Consider the following 13,881-nt stretch of genomic DNA (forward strand, 5'->3'; position numbering starts at 1 on the left):
GCTACTCGTCCTTCCGGGGCCGCAGCCCGATCTTGATGCCTCGCCCCTCCGCGCCTTCCGGGACCTGCTCCCGCTCCATTTCGATCAGCTCGCACCCCGGGCAGCGGGTCGTCTCGGGGACGTAGGCGAACCGGTCGCCGCCCTTCTCCTCGCTCCACTCCGCCGCGCGAGTGCCACAGCCGTCGCACACCGCCTTCGTGAAGGCGAGGTAGGCCAGTGCCTTCGCCCGGTCCAGCGCCGACCAGCGCCCATCACCAGCACCGACCAGTTGTGAGTGCGGGATGCCGTATCGATCGCACAGCTCCATCTCCGCCCGGAACACCGGGTCGGAGATCAGCCTTTTCCCAGATCCGATCTGAGCGTCTGGTTCACCAACAGGGCCGCCGTGAACAGGGCTTTGGCCTCCGCGTCCGGCCAGGTGTCCAGCAGTTCCTGTGCGTCCGCCTCGGTCATGCCCTCGACGACCGTGCCGTCCGCGTCGCGCTCGATGTGGCAGGCAGAGATCAGGGCCGCAGGGAATGTCTCGACGTTGTACTCCATGCCCTGCTCGGCCTGGGACTCGGTCGGCGGATGATCCCGCAGCAGCTGCTCCCACACAGGGCGCGGAAGCGCCCGGAAGGTGAGAGTGATCGTGGCATCGTCCTGGGCTCGCTGCGCGGCATCCAGCGCACCGTCTGCAGCCAGGACATCGGGCTGCGAGGTGGCCCACTCCTCGCGCTGCGCTTCGGGAACGCCTTGCTCGATCGCCTCGGCCGTCGCTTTCGTACGAGCCTTCGCCAGGGCGAGCGCGGCGTCGGTGACCTCGCGCTTGACTCCCATGTCGTCGCAGATCGACAAGGTGCGCTCGGGCAGGGTTCTGGCGCGCAGGCGGGCCATCTTCGCAGCCCAGTGCGCGTCCTTGGCGACCGCCACCGGGGGCGGGGTGATGGTGGACATGCGGCACCCCTTCTTCAGGCTGCGGCCGGCACGGCCGCGTCGAGAGTGGGCAGCTCCGTGATCGAGAAGCTGACCTTGAACTTCGCGGGTTCGGCGCTGGTGGTGTAGCTCGGGCTGCGCGAGCCCACGCGGACGGGGAAGACATCCATGGACTTCGAGTCCGGTACGTCGCCCTTGCGCAGGATCGCGATGTACCCCTCCACTCCCTTGCTCAGGAGCGTCTCCAGGGTGTCGTCGACCTTGTCCTCGTAGAGAGTCAGGGCGCTGCCGTCGGCCTTGTCCTCGCCGGGGATGTTCGGCGTGAACGTACTGGCCATGTCCGGGGTTTCGAGCGGAGTGTTCTCCAGGGAGAAGCCCTCGACGTCGGACACAGCGCCGGACAGGTCGGTGGCGTTGGCTCCGGTCAGCTCAGGCCGGGTCGGGATGTTGGTGGCCGCTTCGATGGTCTTGCAGAAGATGAACTGGGTGACGCCGCGGCGCATGAACCGCTGCTGGGTGGTACCCACAGATTCTCGCTCTCCGGGGACGGCCCCGGAGTATGCACCGCAGGCCCGTCCCCATCAGGTCGCGCGGAAGTGCGTGCGCGATCAGTGAGGGAATCGGCCCGTGCCGGTCGGCCGGGCGTCCGCGAGGGGCCTCCGCGGTGAGGTAGCCGGTACGTCAGGACCCGAGAGTGGTCACAGTGAGGACGTACCGCTGTACGTAACTGTATACGCCGCCGCTGACGGAGATCCCTTCCTCCTTGTCCAATTCACGGCCGATCACAGCGCAGCCGGTAATGGTGACGGCGTTGGAGTAGGTTCCGTTGGAGCGCGCGAGAAGCGCGGTTCGGACCTTGTCAGCCATCCACTCGACCTGTTCGGCGGTCGAGGCAACCGACGTGACCTGGATGAGCACGCGGGCATCAGCGTCCCCGTCGCCGTACGGCGGGCCGCTGGTGGTCGCGCCCAGCGGGTAGAGCACGCTGTAGGGGATCGTGGCGCCGGTGGGCGTGCTCGATGCTGTCGGGGCTGTCCCGTAGCCGCAGCTTCGGCCGGTTGCCATGGCGAGCGTCTTCTGGACCGCGAGGGAGACTTCTCGGCCGGAGACGGGCACCTACTCCTCCTCGTATGTGGTGACGCGTCGGCTGGTGACACCGATGTCCAGGCCAGCGATGGCGTAGCTGCCGCTCACGGATCACCGCCGATGGTGTCGCCGAGCGCCCCGATGAACAGCGGTCGGATCTCCTCCACAGCTGGCCCCACGTGCGGATACGGAGGCTGATTGAAGACTCGACCCAAGCTGTCCGCACCGATGAAGCCGAACTCCAGGCGTCGCGCCTGGGGTTTGTTCGTGCCGACAACCGCCGTGACGGCGACCCCGTCCGCAGACACCTCGTGCGTCCAGGAGCGCCGGTAGTCGCCCGTGGGGGCGTTCGGTCCTGGCCTGCCGCTGGCCTTGGCCTTGATCCGGGTCTCCAGCAGCATCGCGTAGTGCTGGACGGTAGCCGTGACCTCGGGCAGCGTGCGCACGGCCCTGGCGTCGAGCTGCGCGGCGATCTGGACAGCGTTGGAGTAAGCGCCCGCGAGCGGGTGGGCGTTGGGGTGCGGATTCAGCGAGGACGCCAATGGTTCACTCCCTCTCCTCAGGTTCTGGGTCGCCCCACTGGCCGAGGGCCCATTCCCGCAGCAGGGCGAGCATGGCGCGGGTCAGCTCGTGCGGGCTGCCGTCCATGAGGTCGTGGCGAGCGAGCGCAGCCTTCTCCAGTTCGGCGGGACTGATCGCGGCCAGGAAGGCAGCCGCTGCCGGGCCGGGGTCTGGCGGGTCGCCGATGACGACGTGCGCCAGGCCCTCGAACACACCGGTCGCTGTGGATGCCGGGGAAAGCTCGATGACCATTCGCGGTACGTCGCCCGCCTGGTGGGCCAGTGAGTACGCGGCAAGGTCCCGAGAGATGTCGTGGCCGCCGATCTCCACGACGGCGGCACGGCCGCGCCCGGTGACACGGACTGGCCGGGGCTCACCTTTGAGCAAGGTGGTTTCTGAACTCTGATGTGTTGGCACCTATCTAAGCCTACGGGTGTTCTCTGACAATCCCGTTCGCGAGCCATCTATGGAGGGGTGATCTCGTCGAGGCGAGTCACCCGAACGATCTCGACGGTGGACGCCTCCGACGGGTCGAGGACCTGCCACACCCGGTTGGTTGTCGCTGCGTGCTCGCCTGCCGCGGCCACAACTTCCACACGGTCGTAGCGCGCCGGAACGGGCGCCGAAACCGGCGTGAGGAGCCGGTACCAGCTGACCGTGTCATCCAGCCACTCCCGCCCGAGGACGTGCTGAGCGGTCACTTGGCCGTGGCCTGACAGGACGGCCCCTTGGCCTTCGTAGACCACTTCCGCCGGCACCGGCCCCAGGAGCCCGGTCGAGAGGTCAAGCTGGGGGGTTCCGGTTGGCCGGGTGATCCGCACCGTGTCGACCAGCAGCGTCGACTCCAGCTTCTCCCGTTCCGCCTCGGTGTCGATCGGCGTGCTCACGAGGTGCCGCCTGAAGTACCGGTGCCGGACTGCGTGTTCTGGTCCAGGAACGTCGTCCGGACCACGGCCAGAGTAGAACTCTGCCCGACGTCGAGAACGCGCCACGTACGACCTACGGCCGCAGGGTCGGCGGAAGCAACGACGCTCACCGTGTCGCCGCGGGACGCCACCGGGGCATCCAGGGGCGTGAGCAGCTTGTACTTCGAGGAGGAGTCGTCCACATATGCCTGGCCTTCCAGATGAAGCACGATCCCAGGATCGCCGCTCGGGAAGATCCCGCCGCGCCCTTCGTAGATGCCGACCGGTGGGCCGGGCTCGTACTGACCGGTGTCCGGATTGAAGACCGGATCGCCGGGCCGGTAGATCTTGATTACGTCCGTAAGGATCTTCTTCTCAACGATCGCGCTGACGGCCCCCAGAGTCAGCCCTTCGACAGGAACGCTCATGCGTTCGAGCGTAGCCGCACCGATCAGCAGTTCCGATTCGTCGAGCCACTGTTCTGCGACAGAACACCTTTTGCGAATGAAGCGTCATGTGGCGCCTTTGTATGGGGAAAGGGCGGAGCGGAGCAGTGCGCGGACGTACTCCTCGACCGGTACGTTGGCGGCCGCAGCGACTGCCACGAGAGCCTCGTGCTCAGCCGCATCCAGAAGTACGCGCACACGGCGCCCTGGGGCAAGGCGGAGCAACTCGGGAGTGTAGGACTGCCCCAGACGCTCGCTCAGCAGTCCGGCGAGGAGTTCCGGGACGGGCGGACGCGGCTTCTCGCCGAGGCGAATCCACCGGCCGACGCGTGAATGGTCAATGGCGACACCGCGATATCCGCCCTGTTGGGCGCGATCATTGATCAGGCGGGCGGTCTCGTGGTTGCTCCAGCCGGCCGTGGCGATGGCCAGGGCGAGGGGGTAGTTCGGTGTGCTCAACGTGTGCCTCCGGAGCGGTTGAGGCTGAGCGGAGGCGTGGGACGGGGGTGCGAACGGGTCCGCACCCCCGCAGACGCTAGAGGCCGGAATGACTGAAGCGGGACGGTGACGGTACGCCACCCAACAGGCGGATGGCGATGGCCAGTTGAGGCGGTGAAAGCCGCCCCTGAGGAGGCTGTTTCATGGCAGAGACCGCAGTCCCCAAGATCGTCCCGAGCGTGTCGACCGGTGAGCCTGTCGACCTGACCCGCCCGCACTTCATCGGGATCGCCGGCACGGGCATGCTGCCCGTGGCGCGTGTGTGTGCAGAGCGCGGATTCGCCGTATCCGGCAGCGACGTCAGGGCCTCGGAGCAAGTGGAGGAACTGGCAAGGCTGGGCGTGACCGTGCACACCGGGCACGCTGCAGAGCAGCTGCCGACGGATGCGACCGCGGCCGTGTTCACGCACGCCATCGCACCGGATAACCCCGAAATCCTCGCGGCCCGAGAGCGGGGTGTTCCCGTGGTCCACCGTTCCGCGGCGTTGAGCGCCCTGATGACCGGGCACAGGGCGGTCGGGGTGCTGGGCACGCACGGCAAGTCCAGCACGGCGGGCATGCTGGCCGTCACGCTGAGCCGCATGGGACAGAGCCCGTCGTACATGGTGGGCGCCGACCTCGAAGGCCCCGGTAGCGGAGGCCGCGCGGGCGGCGAGAGCGGCCTGTTCGTCGCCGAGATCGACGAATCGGACCGCACGCTCCTCGGGGTAGGCGTTGAGGTGGCGGTAGTGACGAACATCGGGTACGACCATCCGGAGAACTACGCCGACGCGGCGGAGTACGTGGACGTGTTCGAGAAGTTCGTGCGGGGCCTCGGGCCGGACGGCATCGTGGTTCTGAACGCCGACTCTCCCGGCTGCCGGGAGTTGGAGTCCCGACTGCGGGGCGGGGTCGGACCCCAGGTGGTGACGTTCGGTGAGTCGCCCTCGGCGAACTGGCGCCTGACGCAGTTGGCCAGCGCGGGCGGGCGCAGCTCCGCGCTGCTGCGCGGGCCGCAGGGCCGGGAGTTCTTCCTGGGCCTGCGGATCCTGGGCGTTCATCAGCTGCTGAACGCCGCTGCGGCCATGGCGGCCCTGGATGTGCTGGGCCAGGACCTCGACATGGCGATGGAGCAGCTGGGCTACTTCGACGGCGTGCAGCGGCGGATGACCTCGGCGGGCATGATGGCGGCCGTGCGGATCTTCGACTCCTACGCCCACCACCCTGACGAGGTCGCCGCCGACCTCAGGGCCGCGCGCAGCCTGGCCGGTGAGGCGCGGGTGATCACGGTGTTCCGCCCCACCGGCCAGGCGAGGCTCGACACCTTCGGCGGGGAGTTCGGGACGGCGCTGGCCGACAGCGACGCCGTGGTGCTGGTCGGTGATGCCGACAGCATCAGCGAGGCATCGCTGGGTGAGTTGTCCGTCTCCATCAGCCAGGCCGGGGGCTCGGTCCTGGCCGTGGAGACGGCGCGGGAGACCGCCGTGGCATGGGCCGCAGGCGAGGCCCGGCACGGCGACGTGGTGGTTCTGATGGGGACCGGCAACCTGAGCGAGTGTGGCCTGATGCTCAGGCGCGCACTGGCCGACCTGACCCCCGTGGTGGCCTAGGCACTCGATGCCTCGGGGTCCGGTTGCAGCAGCGCGTCGGCGAGCTGCTGCAGCTGGACCCCGCGGCTTGCCTTGACGAGGACGACGTCGCCGGGCTGGAGGGTGGAGCGCAGCAGTTGCAGCGCGGTCTCCTGGTCGGGCAGGTGTACGGCATGAGCCCCGGCGTTGCTGGCGGCCTGCTGCATCCATCCGGCCTCGTCCCCTCCCACCACGATGACCCGGTCCAGGTTGAGCGTGGCCGCGTGGCGGCCGACGTCCTCGTGCGCGGTGCGTGCGTCGTCGCCGAGCTCGTTCATTCGGCCGAGCACGGCGATCGCGCGTTGGTCACGGCCACGGGCCATGGCGGCGAGGGCATCGAGCGAAGAGCGCATCGAGTCGGGGTTGGCGTTGTAGGCGTCGTTGACGACCGTGACGTTGTCGGCCCGGGTGTGGGTCTCCATCCGCCAGGGTGACTGTGTGGTGGCAGCAGAGAGGAGTTCGGCGACCTGGCCGATGGGAAGCCCGGCTTCGCGGGCGACGGCAGCCGCGGCGAGGCTGTTGTGCACTTGCGGCTGGCCAACGAACTTCAGGTGCACTGCGGCGCTGCCCTCGGGAGTGTGCAGGGTGTAGGAGGGCTGGCCTTGCTCGTTGAGGGTGACGTCGGCGGCTCGGACGGTGGCCTCCGGGGCCAGGCCGTAGGTGACGACGCGGGCGCGGGTGCGGTTGGCCATCGCGCGGACGAGCGGGTCGTCGGCGTTGAGGACGGCGAGCCCGCCGCCGGGGAGGGCTTCGACGATCTCGCCCTTGGCTTGGGCGATTTTGTCGCGGCCGCCGAACTCGCCGACGTGGGCGGTGCCGACGTTGGTGACCACGCTGATGTGGGGCGGGGCGATACGGGTGAGGTCGCGGATGTGGCCGATGCCGCGGGCGCCCATCTCCAGGACCAGGTAGCGGGTCGCAGGGTCGGCCATGGTGATGGTCAGCGGCAGGCCGATCTCGTTGTTGAAGGACTGCGGTGTGGCCACGGTCGGTCCAACAGCGGGAAGGAGCTGGGCGATGAGGTCCTTGGTGGACGTCTTGCCCGCGGACCCGGTGATCGCCACGACCTGCGTGTTCGTGAGGGTGTGGCGCACCAGGTACTGGCCCAGGCGCCCGAAGGCGGCGAGGACATCGCCGTCGACGACGACGGCGGGGACGCCGACCGGGCGGGCGGTCAGCGCCGCGACGGCACCGTTCTTGACGGCGGCATGCGCGTAGTCGTGGCCGTCGGCGGTGTTCCCGGACAGCGCGATGAACAGCGCCCCCGGCCTCGCTTCGCGCGAGTCGAACACAGCAGGCTGGTCGACAACCAGATGAGGGTCGGGGGCGTCTGCGAGCCGTCCATCGACGGCCTCGGCGATGGTCGACAAGAGCATGGGCTGCACAGTGTTCTCCCTGGTCAATTGATCGGTTGGGACGCTACCGGTCCGGCGGACGGGATGCCGGTTACGACCGGGGCGTACGCGAGGGTGTGCCGTGAGGAGCGGCGCAGGTCGAGCGAGAGCCCACGACCGCCGAAGAAGTCGCCGAACCGCCCAATAGGCAGGGTGGCTTCGCGGGCCTGCGGGGTGTGGCCGGAGGGGTTACGGAAGACGATCTCGTCCTTCTGGCGGCCGATGGCGAGGACGAGGTGGCCGCCGCGCCGCGCGGGGTCGCTCTGGGGTCGGCGGATCTCCTTGGAGACCGAGGCCATCACCATGCGCCCGGAATCGAGCAAGTCGACGAGCTCGCCCATGTCGAGCGTGCCGTGCACGGTCGTGGGCAGGTCGTGGGTGTCGTGCGCGTACTCGGCGAACGGCGCGTAGATCAGGCCTTTGATCGTGCCGTCGTCTTGCTTGACGTACGCACCGTAGTGGCGGGCGCCTGCCAGGAGTTGGAAGAGGTTCGGTGCCTGGCCGTCGCGGTGCAGGAGTGCCATGCGCAGGCAGGCGATACCGCACATGTGGCGGCACCAGCGGCCATACGCCGGCTGGGAGGGTGCGCCGGTCGTCTGCCAGTTCGGGTCATCGGCGGGGTCGTACCCGTCGTAGGCGATGGGGCCGATCAGATCTTCGGTGGCGTACTGGGTGACGATCGGCACCGGATCGTGGATGAGACCGGGGGTGTGCGTGTCAGCGCAGCACAGCGGCGGCATGGGGCGGGGTCTCCATTCGGTTCATGGCGATGTCCAACAGGGTGCGGTATATGGTCCAGCCGACGTTGCCACCGGAGACGACCACGCCGATCGGACCATCCGGAAAGCGGTCGGTGGCTTGAAGCAGTCCGGCGAGCGCGACTGCACCGGACGGCTCGGCCACGAGGCGGAAGTGGTGCCACAAGTACGCCATCGCCTCGGATATCGCGTCCTCGGGGACGGTGATGACGTCGGTGAGGAGGCACTGGTTGATCTCGAAGGGGATGCGGGCGGGCTCCGCGTGGCCCAGCCCGTCCGCGATGGTGACCGGCGGCGGGATGGGGATGCGGCGGCCGACGCGCAGGGAGCGGTGGGTGTCGTCGGCGACCGCCGGCTCGACCCCGAACACCTGGAATTGCGGGTCGTGGCCAGTTGCCGCGAGCGCAGTGCCCGCCGCGAGTCCGCCCCCGCCCACGGGCACGAGAATCGCCACCAGGTCAGGAGCCTCCTGGAGCATCTCCCAGGCGACCGTACCCGCCCCGGCGATGACCCGTTCGTCGTTCGCGGAGGGCACGATCGCCAGGCCGTGACGGCGGGCGAGCTCGTGGACCAGGGCTTCGCGACGGCCGGTGTACCGGTTGTAGGTGACGATGCGCGCGCCGAGGGCCTCGATCGCCTGCCTCTTCACAGCGGGCACGTCCTCGGGGACGACCACGGTGGCAGGCACCTCGTACAGGTGGGCAGCCATCGCGAGGGCGGCGGCGTGGTTGCCGGAGGATGCGCCGATGACACCGCGGCGTCGGTCCTTGGCGCCCAGGGCAGTCAGTGCGTTGTACGCGCCGCGCACCTTGAAACTGCCGGTGAGCTGTTGGTTTTCCGCCTTCACCCACACCCTGCGGCCGACGTGCCGGTCCAGGGCCGTCGAGGTGAGCATGGGCGTGCGTACGGTGACATCGCGCAGGGACTCAACGGCGCGCAGGACGTGAGTGAACGTCATCATCACGGAAGAGGCCTCGTCTTCTAGGGGCGCGTGCGACGGTCGATGTTCGCGCCGCGCAGGATGTGGAGCAGCAGTTCCTCGTACGAGATGCCGTCGGCGAGCGCCATGCGGGCCAAGTTCCCTTCACGGGACAGGCCGGGCAGGGTGTTGACCTCCAGCCACCACGCCTGACCGTCGTCGCTGACGATGAAGTCGTGCCGCGAGTACGAGGAGCAGTGCAGGCCTCGGTGAGCGGTCTCGGCCTGGCGCTGTAGATCCTTCAGAGTCTCGGGGCTGACCCGAGCTGGACAGTGGTAGTCGCAGGCGGCGGTGCCGCGTTTCGCGGCGTACGAGTACACGCCGTTGGGCGTCTGGGCCTCCAGGGGCGGCAGCACGTGCACAGCACCGAGGGGATCCTCCAGCACGCCGACGCTCACGGACCGCCCGGGATGGAACGCTTCCGCCATCAGCTCCCCGCCTGCGACGTCCATGATGGCGACGGCGAGGCTCTCCACGGTCGTGGCCACCTGCAACCCGATCGAGCCGCCTTCACTGACCGGTTTCACGATCACTGGCAAGCCCAGGAGTTGCTCGATGCGCACGGCTTCGTCTTCGGCCGTAGCAGTAGGGGCGATCCTGACCCCTCTAGGAACACGGCCACCGGCGGCCACGACTAACGCCTTCGAATGGAGCTTGTTCATGCCGACGGCGGAGGCCAGAACCCCGGAGCCGGTGTAGGGAACGCCGAGCGTCTCCAACAGCCCTTGCAGACGGCCGTCTTCCGCTCCGCGGCCGGCGATGGCGAGGAACGCCAGGCCGACGCCGTCCAGACCACCAAGCAGCGCCTCGCGCTCCGCGAGGTCGAGAGCGTGGGTCTTGACGCCCATCTCCGTCAGGGCGTCGGTGACGGTGTTGCCGGACAGGAGAGAACGATCACGCTCCTGTGACCAGCCACCGGTGACCACTGCGACAGGTTTGGAGAACTCGGCTGTGCCGAGGGGGGCGATGCGCATGGTGATCTCCAGGTCGAGGAGGGTAGGGCTTGGGCCGGGATTGTGCGCCGTCCGACAGTCCGGGCCAGGCAACCGGGCTGCCGGACGGTCATCTAGGCCGCGGCGAACTGCGCCACGAGGTCGTTCAGATCGACGGTCGTACAGCCCTCCAAGGTGACAACCTCGCGGGCCGCGAGCGTCCATCGGATTGCCGGATCGTCGTACCCCACGAACGTGAGGCCCTCCGGGTCATCACTGGGCAGGGGCTGGAGAGTTCTCGGGTCGTACACGATGCCGGCGACGCCCCAGGTAGGAGCGAACTCCACCAGCGAGGCCGTGGCCCCCTTCCGCATGTGCGGACAGTCCCGCAGAGACTCGACCGCGCACGTCTCATGCACCGGGGGCGTCGCGGTCTTCTCGCCCTCGACGATCGGCTGCCCCGCCGCAGCACGCACCAGGAACAGATGCCGCTGATCACGCCGACAGCCATAGGTGGACTCGCCGCAGACCTGGCAGAGCATGTAGCCCATCGCCTGCCGCTGACGCAACGCATGCACGCCCGCGAGGTTGGGGCGGCCCCTCCCGCGCAAGAGCGGCATCCGAACCCACAACGCATCTTTCCTGCGGTCGACTCTGCTGTACTCGTCCGCGAAGCCGATCCCCACGCCACCGTGGCCGCGCCGCTGCACGATGGCGCCCGGGAGCTGCTGTTCGCAGGACCAGGGTGCGATGTAGGGCACGCGAAGCCCGTTCCAACGCAACTGGCGAGGACTCATGCGGGGGTTCTCCTCTCTCATCTGTTGTGGACCCACCACAGCGAGCCCTCTTCGAACAGGTCAGAAGGCGATGCGGCCGACCCAGGTCTCGATTGCCTCGGCGTCAGGCACGGTCGAACCCCCGTTTCAGCTCCACATCCGTGACCTGCCCGTGGTGCGCGTCGATCTCGATCTCGGCAGCGTGGGCGTAGTGCCGCACCACAGTTGGGCCGAACGCGCGCAGCGCGATTTCGCTGTCTCTGAAGTCGGTCAGTGCCTCTTCCAGATGGCGTGGCACCGTGAGCGGGTCGATCGCGTCGTAAGCGTCGCCCGTGCAGGAGTCCGGCAGCTTCGGGTGGTCGCTGATGCCGTGGATGATCGCGGCGATCGTTGCCGAGAGGGCGAGATACGGGTTGGCGTCGGCGCCCGGCAGCCGTACTTCCAGGTGCGTGTTCTCGTGGTGGCCCACGACACGGACGGCGCAGGTGCGGTTGTCCCGCCCCCAGGTGTAGTTCGTGGGTGCGAAGGAGTGGCGGGCGTACCGCTTGTAGGAGTTGGGGGTGGGTGCGTACAGGGGGACCAGGTGCGGCAGTGCGGAGATCAGTCCGGCAATGGAGTGCCGCAGAAGCTCGGGCAGCTCGTCGTGCGGATGCATGTCGAAGACCGGCCCGTCGTTGCGCCACAGGGACACATGGAGGTGAAGGCCGGAGCCGATGCCGGTCTGCGGGGCCGCCATGAACGTCGGTGTCATGCGGTGCTGCGCGGCGATATGACGTACGGCGTGCTGGTGGACGGTGTAGGTGTCGCAGGCCCGCATCGGATCCCCGTACGGCCAGGTCACTTCGATCTGGCCGGGGGCTCCCTCCGTTTTGACGGCCTCGACCGGGGCGTCGGCTTCGTACAGGGCGTCTCGGAGGTCGCAGAGGAACTCGCTCAGGGCGGGCGGGTGGTCCAGCGCGTAGTCGAGGTTGTGGGGGGAGATCGGCTTCAGTCCCCGGAATCCGGTTCTGCGGGCCTGCGTTTCGGTGCCCTTGTAGAGCATGAACTCGCTCTCGATGCCCACCCGTGCTTCCAGTCCATGAGCCGCGAGGGCCGTGAGCTGGTCGCGGAGCATGTGCCGCGGTGCGACCTGGACGGGGTGGCCGTCGGGGTGGGCGGCGTCGCCGTGCACCAGGACGGTGCCTGGCAGGTAGCTCAGACGCCGGATGGTGCTCAGGTCGGGGATGACGCGCAGGTCGCGGTATCCGTCGTGCCAGCCCGTGAGTTCGTAACCCGGCAGCGGCGTCATATCCACGTCCGAGGCCAGAACGTAGGCGCACATCTCCGGCCCAGCGGGGAGCCTGGTCAGGAAGTGAAGGGCGTTGACGAGTTTGCCCTTCAGGCGGCCCCACATGTCGGGGGTGCCGACCATCACCGTGTGGATGTCACGGTCTTGAGCGAGGGCGCCGAGTTCGTCGCGCGTCAGGATCGGTGGAGGCGGGACGGGATTGAGGCGGGGGCTGGTCTGGTCGCGCATCACACCACATCCCCGGCGAGCGCAGTGCTCTCGGCCGTACTGCCAAGCGGAGGGATCTTGTAGTGCCGCTTGCCCCGGGTGATCCAGGTGATCCACGCCAGGAGAAGGACCACAGCCAGGGCAACACCGGCGTAGTTGAACGACTCCACGGTGATCGGCGAGGCCTGGGGCAGGCAGAACACCACGGTCAGCACGGCCACGTAGGCGACGGAAATCCAGCCCAGCGGCTTGCTCCAGGCGCCGAGGTTCCACGGGCCGGGCTGGAAGCGGCGACCGGCGCGGAGCCGGAGGTACACCGGGATTACGTACGCGGGCGTGATGCCGATGACGTTGATCGCGGTGACGGCGGCGTACGCGGTCGGCGAGTACAGGCTCGGCAGGGCCAGCACCAGGGCGACGCCCACGGACAGCCACACGGCGGCAACCGGGGTCTTGCGGGAATTGACGCGCCGCCAGGTGGCGGCGAACGGCAGCGCCCCGTCACGCGAGAACGCGTACACCATGCGCGAGGCTGCGGTGGTCTCGGCGTTGCCGCAGAACAGTTGGGCCACGATCACGACGAGCAGCAGCCCCTTGGCAACGCCCGTGCCCAGCACGTCGATAAAGATCTGCGCGGGCGGCACGCCCGTACTCGTGCCCAGGGTGCCCGCGTAGTCCTCGATGGCGAACAACATGCCGGCCAGGAGCACGAACCCGGCGGCCCAGGAGTAACCGATGGCGCGGACGATGCCCTTGGGCGCCGCTGTCTGCGCCTGGGTGGTCTCCTCACTGAGGTGGGAGGAAGCGTCGTAACCGCAGAACGTGTACGCGGCCAGCAGACAGCCGAGGGCCGCCACATAGACGGGGTTATCGAAGCCCGTGCCGTTGTTGACGTGACCGAACACGAACTCGACGCTCTGACGCTCACCCGGGGCGAGGGTGAGCATCCCGACAATCACAGCGACACCGAAGACCTGCCACCACACCGAGAGGGAGTTGAGGACGTTGACCAGGCGCACCCCGGCGGCGTTCAGCAGGCCGTGCAGCAGCAGGATGCCCGCGAAGATCAGGATCGTCGTCTCGGGTGTGGGCACCAGGCCCCACTGCAGGTTGGCGAACGCGCCGACGAACAGGGCGCACCCGTAGTCGATGCCGGCGATCGCGCCAAGCAGACCCAACAAGTTGAGCCAGCCCGTCACCCAGGCCCAGCGGGGTCCGCCGAGCCGGTGGGCCATGTAGTACAGGCCGCCGGAGGTCGGGTAGGCGGAGGTCACCTCGGCCAGACACATGCCGAGAAGCAGCGTCATGAAGCCGATGCCGACCCAGCCCCACATCATGACGGCGGGGCCGCCGGTGTTCAGGCCGTAGCCGAACAAGGTCATGCCGCCGGCCAGGATGCAGATCACGCTGAACGAGATCGCGAAGTTTCCGAACCCGCCCATCTTGCGGGCTAATTCCGGGTGGTAGCCGTGTGCGCGCAGCGCGGCGTCATCGTCGAGCTGGACGGGGGATCTTCTCGGAGACAACGA

17 protein-coding genes are annotated in these 13,881 nt (G+C 68.5%); 1 reads left to right on the plus strand and 16 read right to left on the minus strand.

The window, feature by feature from the left end:
- Position 1: 1 nt before the first annotated feature.
- The 9 genes from ACGFNK_RS01155 to ACGFNK_RS01195 form a co-directional block, all read right to left on the minus strand.
- Positions 2–322 (minus strand): hypothetical protein, encoded by a 321-nt coding sequence (locus ACGFNK_RS01155; protein ID WP_393410694.1) that lies wholly within the window; start codon positions 320–322, stop codon positions 2–4.
- Positions 323–333: 11 nt separating this feature from the next.
- Entirely contained in the window at positions 334–936 is a 603-nt protein-coding gene (locus ACGFNK_RS01160) for a hypothetical protein (protein ID WP_393410696.1), read from the minus strand.
- Positions 937–950: 14 nt separating this feature from the next.
- A complete protein-coding gene (locus ACGFNK_RS01165; RefSeq protein ID WP_393410698.1) occupies positions 951–1,442 on the minus strand; it encodes a hypothetical protein in 492 nt (163 codons plus the stop codon).
- Between the two features lie 154 nt (positions 1,443–1,596).
- On the minus strand, positions 1,597–2,031 hold the full coding sequence (locus ACGFNK_RS01170) for a hypothetical protein (RefSeq protein WP_393410700.1): 435 nt from the start codon (positions 2,029–2,031) through the stop codon (positions 1,597–1,599).
- A gap of 74 nt (positions 2,032–2,105) precedes the next feature.
- Positions 2,106–2,543 (minus strand): HK97 gp10 family phage protein, encoded by a 438-nt coding sequence (locus tag ACGFNK_RS01175; protein ID WP_393410702.1) that lies wholly within the window; start codon positions 2,541–2,543, stop codon positions 2,106–2,108.
- 4 nt (positions 2,544–2,547) lie between these two features.
- Positions 2,548–2,979, minus strand: coding sequence for a hypothetical protein (locus tag ACGFNK_RS01180; protein ID WP_393410704.1), 432 nt, complete (start codon positions 2,977–2,979; stop codon positions 2,548–2,550).
- A 47-nt stretch (positions 2,980–3,026) separates the two neighbouring features.
- The gene (locus tag ACGFNK_RS01185; RefSeq protein ID WP_393410706.1) at positions 3,027–3,449 is read right to left on the minus strand and encodes a DUF6093 family protein; all 423 of its coding nucleotides are present in this window, start codon (positions 3,447–3,449) and stop codon (positions 3,027–3,029) included.
- Positions 3,446–3,895 (minus strand): DUF6093 family protein, encoded by a 450-nt coding sequence (locus ACGFNK_RS01190; RefSeq protein ID WP_393410708.1) that lies wholly within the window; start codon positions 3,893–3,895, stop codon positions 3,446–3,448. Before ACGFNK_RS01190 ends, ACGFNK_RS01185 begins: the two co-directional genes overlap by 4 nt.
- An 84-nt stretch (positions 3,896–3,979) precedes the next feature.
- Positions 3,980–4,372 (minus strand): hypothetical protein, encoded by a 393-nt coding sequence (locus ACGFNK_RS01195; RefSeq protein ID WP_393410710.1) that lies wholly within the window; start codon positions 4,370–4,372, stop codon positions 3,980–3,982.
- Between the two features lie 182 nt (positions 4,373–4,554).
- Here ACGFNK_RS01195 and murC point away from each other — a divergent pair, with 182 nt between their 5' ends.
- Complete coding sequence (gene murC / locus ACGFNK_RS01200) at positions 4,555–6,000, plus strand: UDP-N-acetylmuramate--L-alanine ligase (protein WP_393410711.1); 1,446 nt, start codon at positions 4,555–4,557, stop codon at positions 5,998–6,000.
- Here murC and murF read toward each other — a convergent pair.
- The 7 genes from murF to ACGFNK_RS01235 form a co-directional block, all read right to left on the minus strand.
- On the minus strand, positions 5,997–7,394 hold the full coding sequence (murF, locus tag ACGFNK_RS01205; RefSeq protein WP_393410713.1) for a UDP-N-acetylmuramoyl-tripeptide--D-alanyl-D-alanine ligase: 1,398 nt from the start codon (positions 7,392–7,394) through the stop codon (positions 5,997–5,999). The two genes, murC and murF, sit on opposite strands and share 4 nt — an antisense overlap.
- A gap of 23 nt (positions 7,395–7,417) precedes the next feature.
- Positions 7,418–8,152 carry a C39 family peptidase gene (locus ACGFNK_RS01210; RefSeq protein ID WP_393410715.1) on the minus strand — a complete coding sequence of 245 codons (735 nt, stop codon included), beginning with the start codon at positions 8,150–8,152 and terminating at the stop codon, positions 7,418–7,420.
- Positions 8,130–9,128, minus strand: coding sequence for a threonine/serine dehydratase (locus tag ACGFNK_RS01215; RefSeq protein WP_393410717.1), 999 nt, complete (start codon positions 9,126–9,128; stop codon positions 8,130–8,132). The genes ACGFNK_RS01210 and ACGFNK_RS01215 overlap by 23 nt, the downstream gene beginning before the upstream one ends.
- Positions 9,129–9,151: 23 nt before the next feature.
- Positions 9,152–10,123: a D-alanine--D-alanine ligase gene (locus tag ACGFNK_RS01220; protein WP_393410719.1), complete on the minus strand. Its 972-nt coding sequence runs from the start codon at positions 10,121–10,123 to the stop codon at positions 9,152–9,154.
- Between the two features lie 92 nt (positions 10,124–10,215).
- Positions 10,216–10,878 (minus strand): hypothetical protein, encoded by a 663-nt coding sequence (locus ACGFNK_RS01225; RefSeq protein ID WP_393410721.1) that lies wholly within the window; start codon positions 10,876–10,878, stop codon positions 10,216–10,218.
- Between the two features lie 103 nt (positions 10,879–10,981).
- Positions 10,982–12,373 carry a glutamine synthetase family protein gene (locus tag ACGFNK_RS01230; protein ID WP_393410723.1) on the minus strand — a complete coding sequence of 464 codons (1,392 nt, stop codon included), beginning with the start codon at positions 12,371–12,373 and terminating at the stop codon, positions 10,982–10,984.
- Positions 12,373–13,878 carry an amino acid permease gene (locus ACGFNK_RS01235; RefSeq protein ID WP_393410725.1) on the minus strand — a complete coding sequence of 502 codons (1,506 nt, stop codon included), beginning with the start codon at positions 13,876–13,878 and terminating at the stop codon, positions 12,373–12,375. Before ACGFNK_RS01235 ends, ACGFNK_RS01230 begins: the two co-directional genes overlap by 1 nt.
- Positions 13,879–13,881 lie beyond the last annotated feature (3 nt).

This window comes from Streptomyces sp. NPDC048825, from assembly GCF_043198355.1.
GTDB classification, from domain to species: Bacteria; Actinomycetota; Actinomycetes; order Streptomycetales; family Streptomycetaceae; genus Streptomyces; species Streptomyces xiangluensis.

What these genes read in the sequence shown, in the direction of transcription:
- ACGFNK_RS01160 (WP_393410696.1), bottom strand. Translation starts at nt 936, where the DNA reads ATGTCCACCATCACCCCGCCCCCGGTGGCGGTCGCCAAGGACGCGCAC.
- ACGFNK_RS01190 (WP_393410708.1), bottom strand. Translation starts at nt 3,895, where the DNA reads ATGAGCGTTCCTGTCGAAGGGCTGACTCTGGGGGCCGTCAGCGCGATC.
- murC (WP_393410711.1), top strand. Translation starts at nt 4,555, where the DNA reads ATGGCAGAGACCGCAGTCCCCAAGATCGTCCCGAGCGTGTCGACCGGT.
- murF (WP_393410713.1), bottom strand. Translation starts at nt 7,394, where the DNA reads ATGCTCTTGTCGACCATCGCCGAGGCCGTCGATGGACGGCTCGCAGAC.
- ACGFNK_RS01210 (WP_393410715.1), bottom strand. Translation starts at nt 8,152, where the DNA reads ATGCCGCCGCTGTGCTGCGCTGACACGCACACCCCCGGTCTCATCCAC.
- ACGFNK_RS01215 (WP_393410717.1), bottom strand. Translation starts at nt 9,128, where the DNA reads ATGACGTTCACTCACGTCCTGCGCGCCGTTGAGTCCCTGCGCGATGTC.
- ACGFNK_RS01220 (WP_393410719.1), bottom strand. Translation starts at nt 10,123, where the DNA reads ATGCGCATCGCCCCCCTCGGCACAGCCGAGTTCTCCAAACCTGTCGCA.
- ACGFNK_RS01225 (WP_393410721.1), bottom strand. Translation starts at nt 10,878, where the DNA reads ATGAGTCCTCGCCAGTTGCGTTGGAACGGGCTTCGCGTGCCCTACATC.
- ACGFNK_RS01230 (WP_393410723.1), bottom strand. Translation starts at nt 12,373, where the DNA reads ATGCGCGACCAGACCAGCCCCCGCCTCAATCCCGTCCCGCCTCCACCG.